The 6,322-nt window shown below is 34.1% G+C and carries 3 protein-coding genes; all 3 read left to right on the top strand.

Annotated elements, in window-relative coordinates; genetic code table 11:
- Nucleotides 1–152: 152 nt before the first annotated feature.
- Genes M3P09_RS09885 through M3P09_RS09875 form a run of 3 tightly spaced genes read left to right on the top strand, consistent with a single transcriptional unit; the run spans nucleotide 153 to nucleotide 6,269 of the window.
- Nucleotides 153–3,419, top strand: coding sequence for a SusC/RagA family TonB-linked outer membrane protein (locus M3P09_RS09885; RefSeq protein WP_249973014.1), 3,267 nt, complete (start codon nucleotides 153–155; stop codon nucleotides 3,417–3,419).
- A gap of 48 nt (nucleotides 3,420–3,467) precedes the next feature.
- Nucleotides 3,468–5,219: a RagB/SusD family nutrient uptake outer membrane protein gene (locus M3P09_RS09880; protein ID WP_249973013.1), complete on the top strand. Its 1,752-nt coding sequence runs from the start codon at nucleotides 3,468–3,470 to the stop codon at nucleotides 5,217–5,219.
- A 57-nt stretch (nucleotides 5,220–5,276) separates the two neighbouring features.
- Nucleotides 5,277–6,269, top strand: a complete 993-nt coding sequence (locus M3P09_RS09875; RefSeq protein ID WP_249973012.1) for a LamG-like jellyroll fold domain-containing protein — start codon at nucleotides 5,277–5,279, stop codon at nucleotides 6,267–6,269.
- Nucleotides 6,270–6,322 lie beyond the last annotated feature (53 nt).

The following is a 6,322-nucleotide window of genomic DNA, read 5'->3' as shown; positions in this document are numbered from 1 at the left end:
TTTTCCAGATTTTACAAGAGGAATGTGGGTAAAACGTAAACCTTATAACTGGATGAAAGAAACTTATTAATATAAAACTAAACCAATTTTAAATATATAAGTAAACTAAATTTTAACTAATCATGAATATTACTAACAATTAATCAATACGTATGAAAAAACTAATTACTCAAGGATTAATAATGTTTCTGCTACTTATTTCAAGTTCCATGCAGGGGCAACAAGCCAAGGAAATTAAAGGACAAGTTGTTGATGAGTCTGGATTCCCATTATCTGGTGCATCAATAATTGTAAAAGGGACTACAAACGGTGTTGCAGCCGACTTTGATGGTAACTATACAATTACAGCTAGCGAGAGCGATATTATTATTGTATCGTTTATCGGTTACATTACACAAGAAATTGCCGTAAGTGGGAAAACTACAATCAATGCTACATTAATAGAAGACGCATCGCAATTAGACGAAGTAGTTGTGGTAGGTTTTGGAACGCAAAAGAAAGAAAGCGTTACTGGAGCAACGTCTTATGTGAAAATGGATGCTATTATAGCAGATAGACCTATAACTAATACAGCTGATGCATTGCAAGGTATTGCAGCAGGATTAGGTGTAACTGTTGGATCAGGACAACCAGGTAACTCAGCTACAGCTATAAATATTCGTGGTTTTACTTCTATAAATGGAGGTAGCCCATTAATATTAATAAACAATGTACCTGGATCTATAGATGATATTAACCCGCAAGATATTGAATCTATTTCAGTATTAAAAGATGCGGCAGCATCATCTATATATGGATCTAGAGCAGCATTTGGTGTTGTTATAATTACAACTAAGCAGGCAAGACGTGGTCAAAAAACGCGTTTTAGCTATTCTACAACAACTAGTGTGTCTACACCATCAGATTTACCTGAAAAGGCAACTACTAGGGAGTTTGTTGAAGCACTAAATGAATGGGGAGTTCAAAGTTATTTTGCAGGACAAAATGTACAAGACTGGTTGGGATATATTAATACATATGATTCGGATCCGAGTCAATTGAATTTAGCAACAGATCCAGTTAATGGTACAACTTATCCTATTCATTTTGATGGAGGTCAATATTACCCTGTTGCAGATGCCGATCCTATAGGAGATTTTTTAGATCATTTTGGATATTCTACCATTCACAATTTTGAGATGAGTGGAGGGGCAGAAAAACTAGCTTATAGAATTAGTACAGGCTATAGTTTTGTAGATGGTATTATGGTTACCAATAAAGATAATTTTAAGAAGTATAATATCAATGCTATTCTTGATGCAGATCTTACTGATAAATTAAAATCTACTACAAATATAATTTATAAGTCAAGTGTACAGTCAAGGCCAAATGCACGATACGCTAATGCTATTCAAGTACGTATGTATGATCCTACTGGATGGTTTGAATATGAACCAGAGGGTGTAACATTACCTTTTGATACACCAGGAAATGTTGTTCGTTATACAGAGCCAGGGAAAACTTATGATGAAAATTTAAGGCTATTCCAAAAATTACAATGGGCGCCATTAAAGAATGTGACTTTAACAGGTGAATATACTTATGAAAAGAATGACAGAAATCTAGTTAGCGTTAATAATGGGCAACGTTTTGTTAGTTCATTTAGGTTTAATCCAACTAGCACAGCTGCTAATGCTATAAATAATACGAGTTTGACTCGTACTAAAAGTAATAGAGTCTATAACGCTTTAAACTTATATGGAAAGTATAATGTTAATTTAGGAAATCATAATATAGAGTTATTAGCAGGTTTAAATAGGGAAGAGGCAAATTTCGAACAATTGTCTGCATCCAGAAATGGATTGATAGACCCTACTACACCAACATTTAATTTAGCCGAAGGGGAAAGTATTAATATTTCTGAAAGGTTTTATGATTGGGCGGTTGTAGGTTACTTTAGTCGTTTTAATTATAATTTTAAAGAGCGCTATTTTCTTGAAGCAAACATCCGTTATGATGGGTCTTCAAGGTTTGCTTCAGACGATCGCTTCGCTGTGTTACCTTCATTTTCTGCAGGATGGAATATAGCAAAAGAACCCTTTATGGAAAATGTAGATATCATTAACTTATTAAAACCAAGAGTTTCTTGGGGTGAGATAGGAAATCAGAGAACCGTATTTCCAAGAACCAATACTGATGATTATTATCCAACTATTCCAGGATACTCACCATTTGATGCATCTTGGATAAATTTAGACACAGATTTGAGATACCTAACCTTTGATCCTGCACAGTTAGTAAGTGGAGGTTTAACTTGGGAGAGAGTTGTTACATCAAATGTAGGTTTAGATATAGGAATGCTTAAAAATCGCTTAACAGGTAGTTTTGAAGTATATAAAAGAGAAACTATAGGCATGTTAGCACCAGGGCAACCATTGCCAACAATTTTAGGTACAGAGGCTCCTTTTCAGAATGTCGCAGATGTTGAAACTATTGGTTGGGAAGCCCAAATAGGATGGAGTGATCGTAAAGGAGATTTTAGTTATAATATTAATGTTAATGTTTTTGATAACACTTCAGAAATAACAAAATTTGATAACCCAGCTGGTTTACTAAGTGATTTTTATGTAGGCCAAAAACTAGGAGAAATTTGGGGTAATGTTACAGATGGATACTATACAGTAGATGATTTTGTTCCAGGTACTCTTAATGCAGATCTTTCAGGAGCTAATAGACAACTATTGGATGGTGTAGTGCAGATTGAAGGAGCTCCAACTCCATATCCAGGAGATATAAAGTATAAAGATTTAAATGGCGATGGAGTTATTAATAACGGTAATAGCACTTTAATTACTGAGTTAGATAGTAATGGAAACCCAGTTACAAATGCTGATGGAGTAATTACTACTGGACCAGGAGACAGAAAAGTTATTGGTAATTCAGGAAAGCGTTACCAATTTGGTATAAATGGTTCAATGTCCTATAAAGGGTTTGATATGTCATTTGTTTTAAGTGGTGTTGGTAAACAAGATAGATGGAGAAGTTCAGATTTAATCTGGCCATGGCCCGGAACTTTTGATAATATATACAAGCACCAATTAGATTATTGGACACCAGATAATCAAAATGCATATTATCCAAGAATATATGGAGATGCTAGTTCTGGAAACTTAGACAGCAATTATAGTAGAAGTAGAAGAGTACAAACAAAGTATTTAAGCGATGAAAGCTATTTACGTATACAAAACATAACTTTAGGATATACTATAGACTCTAAGCTTTTAGATAAGTGGAATATTGAGAAGTTTAGGTTTTTTATTGCTGGAAGTAATCTACATACATTCGATAAATTACCTAAAGGATTAGATATAGATCAAGGGTCTAATGGTGTTTATCCAATTATGACTAATTATTCAGTTGGTTTTAACCTTTCATTTTAAAAAAGATATATAATTATGAAAAATATAAAACGAATTACAATTTTTATTATGAGTTGCCTTTTCATTGTAGCTTGTAATGACGAAGATTTTTTAGATAAATCACCAAAAGATGAGTTGTCCGCTGCTACCATTTTTAGTACTTATAATAATATAAAAACTTATGCATGGAGTTTTTATAGCTTCTTTGATGATTATCAACGTAGTACTGTTTGGCCAGCTGTTAGTGATTATAATTCAGATTTAATTCAAAACGGATATAGCACTGTAAACCCAAATTATTTAAATAATAGTTTAACTATTCCAAGTACATCGGGTACGTGGACAGGCTCTTATTCTAACATTAGAAAAATTAATATTATGTTAGATAATATTGAAACGTCTGATATTACTGAAGACGAAAGAGCACATTGGAGAGGTGTAGGCTTATTCTTTAGAGCTCATGAATACTTTCGTTTATTAAGCACCTATGGAGGAGTACCATGGGTTGAAAAAGAATTAACAGATGTAGATACTGATATTTTATATGGACCAAGGGACACGCGCGATTTGGTTGCAGATAATATTTTAAGAGATTTACAAGAGGCAATTAGCAATATTAATGAACAGGGAGACGGTACAAATACAGTTAACCCAGATGTAGCACGTGCATTATTATCACGTTTCGGATTGTTTGAAGGCACATGGAGAAAATATCATAGTTTAGGAGACCATGAAAAGTTTCTAAATGCTTGTATTACAGCATCAGAGTATCTAGTAAATAAATACCCAAGCATTCATCCTAATTATGATCAGGTGTATAATAGTGACGACCTTGGAGGAAAAGCAGGAATCTTGCTTTATACGCATTATGTACTAGATGAGTTATGGCATTCAATATCTACAAATACAAGATCAACAAACAATAAAATTGATATAACAAAAAAGGGTATAGATAAATTTTTGACCAAAGATGGATTACCTATTCATAATGCAGGAAATACATTATACCAGGGAGATAAAGATCGCTATACAGAATTTGATAATCGTGATGATAGATTATTAATTATGACGCCACCTCCTTATAAGGTAAACGGTGATGGTTCTCAAGATTTTACTCATACAGGTAATGCATTAGAACAAAAGTATTTTAGTGTACTAGAATCTATAACCACAGGATTTCCTTATAAAAATCTTCCTGACAGAAACTGGTCGGGGCGTGTTACTGGAGAAGTACCTAATTACAATAGGTTAGTACCAACACAAACGTCAAATGGATATCGCTTTTGGAAAATATGGAATGAGCATAATTTTAAAGTATCGTCGGCAGATCTTAATGATTTTGCAATTTTTAGGATGGGAGAAGTAATGTTGAATTATGCTGAAGCTACTTTTGAAATGGGACAATTTAATCAAGCTATTGCTGATGCAACCATTAGTAAGTTAAGGACAAGAGGAAATGTTGCTGGTCTTAGTATAGGTTCAATTACAGCAGATTGGGACCCTATGAGAGACCCAGCTGTAGACCCAGTACTTTGGGAAATACGTCGAGAACGAGCTATAGAACTTTTGGGTGATGGTTATAGAACACTTGACTTAAGACGTTGGAAAAAAATGGATTATGCTACTGAAGTAAAGTTAGGGCGTTGGGAAAGACAATCAGATTATCCTATAACATTACCAATACAAAATGGAGCCTCTGAAGGTTATTTACAATTAATACCTAATACTCCTCCTGCTTTTCCAGAGCATTATTACCTGTTCCCTATACCTTCAAGTGAGATTGCGTTAAACGATCAGTTAGTTCAAAACCCAGGGTATTAAAAATATTAAAACTAGACTAGGTTTTAACAAACCTAGTCTTCATAAAAAATATAAAAAATGAATAAAATAAAAATATATACCACAGTTAAGTTGAGCCTTTTGGCTTTAACCGTAATAGGTGTTTTTATAGCATGCTCGCCTAATGAAAATGGTTATCGTAACGAATCTAATGTAGATCCTAGTCTTTTACCAAATGCAGATTTTGCAGCTTCATCAACTTCAATTTTTCAGTTTGAAACTATAAGTTTTTCACCAGCTACAGTTAACGAAGGTGATTTATATACCTGGACTTTTTCTGGAGGTAGCCCTGGCACAAGTACAGCAGCAAATGTTGATGTAAAATATACTGTTAAAGGAACATATCCTGTTTCGCTTAAGATTAGAAATCAATATGGTGCGCAAGAAGAAACTAAAGAAGGGTTTATTACAGTAGAAGGAGAACCTTTAGACCCTGCAATAGAAGTTCGTATAAACTTCGAGCAAAGCATATTTGAAGAAGCATCAGGAACTACTGCAACTGGTTCAATTTCAGGTTATGAAGCTGGAGTTGTTAATGATTTTGCAGGCACATTTGATGGAAGCGGTATTACTATAGATGGATATAACGGTATAACTGGAAATAACCCTAGAACGGTTGCCGCATGGGTTAAAACCACTAACACATCAAGGCAAGGTGTCGCTACTTGGGGTAATGCTGGAACTTTTAGCAGAAATACTTTTGTAGTTAATGGAAATGGTACTGTTAGATTTGAGTATCAAGGTGGTGGACAAAATACAACAATAACTGCAAATGATGGGGTTTGGCATCATATCGCATATACTTACGATGGAGCAGAGATTAAAGTTTATGTAGATGGAGTTTTAGATTTTACTAGACCAGAAACTAAAATTAACACAGGAGTTACAGGAGATAGACAAATAACTATTGGTTCTGAAGGAAGTGCAGATGGAAGTTTAACATTTAGACCTTTCTCTGGGGCAATGGATGACTTTAGACTTTATAACCGTGCTTTATCTGCTGGAGAGATAGCAGATCTAGCAGGACTTTAATGAAATAGTATACCTTAAATAAAGAGAGTTTTTAATAGTTTTTTGAGTTAGTT

Origin of the sequence: Jejuia spongiicola, from assembly GCF_023502325.1 — a bacterium.
Classification (GTDB): Bacteria; Bacteroidota; Bacteroidia; order Flavobacteriales; family Flavobacteriaceae; genus Wocania_A; species Wocania_A spongiicola.
This window is presented reverse-complemented; position numbering and strand designations above follow the sequence as displayed.